Source organism: Staphylococcus sp. EG-SA-2 (genome assembly GCF_017152085.1).
This window is the reverse complement of record NZ_JACYHC010000927.1, coordinates 1-933: the sequence shown is the minus strand read 5'-3', so window position 1 is coordinate 933 and position 933 is coordinate 1. Positions and strand designations below refer to the sequence as shown.

The window sequence follows — 933 nt, the reverse complement described above, 5'->3', positions numbered from 1 at the left end:
TGTTTGCACTGAAAATGGAACTTCTGTGTTGAAACAACTTTGACTGCCTGTATGACATGTTGGTCCATTTGGTATGACATCAATTAAAATAGTATCATTGTCGCAATCTACATGAATATCTTTAACAAGTTGCGTATGACCAGATGTTTCACCTTTTGTCCATAGACGTTGTTTCGACCGCGAATAGAAACATACCACACCATCTTCTATCGTTTTATCAAAAGCTTCTTGATTCATATAACCCAACATCAATACTTGTTTTGTTTGATTATCTTGTAAAATTGCTGGCACTAAACCTTTGCTAAAATCAATTTTATATTTGGTCATCTTACTGCTATACCCCCTTGCCGTATCACTTCTTTAATTGATTGAACCGTCGTTTCTCGGTCATGTAATATACTTGCAGCTAAACCTGCAGAAACATCCGTCTGATTAAATAGTTCTACAAAGTGTTGTGCATTGCCACCACCACCAGAAGCAATGATTGGAATATTTACAAGGGATTTTATTTTTGCAAGATGCTCAATATCAAATCCTTGTTTCATACCATCATGTCCCATACTTGTAACGAGGAGCTCACCTGCACCTAACTGTTCTACTTGCTGTACCCAGTCATATACTTTAATATTTGTCATTTTTTTACCACCATGCGTACAACAATAATGTGCTTTTCTTTCAGGATCATAATAGCTATCAATTGCTATACAGATGCATTGTCTACCGAATTTATCACTCGCTTGTTTAATGAGCTGTGGATTTTTTAAAGCACTTGAATTTAATGATACTTTATCTGCACCATGATTTAACAATTGGGTAATATCATCGAGACTTTGAATCCCACCCCCTACAGTAAGAGGGATAAACAAGCGTGACGCTGTCTGTTCAATCACTTCTAGCATTAAGCTATGACCCTCTTCCGTCTTAGAGATGTCT

The 933-nt window shown here is 36.7% G+C and carries 1 pseudogene; it reads right to left on the bottom strand.

Annotated features, from left to right (window positions below):
* Positions 1-933, bottom strand: a pseudogene (hisI, locus tag IDG60_RS16275) (phosphoribosyl-AMP cyclohydrolase); the annotation flags it as partial.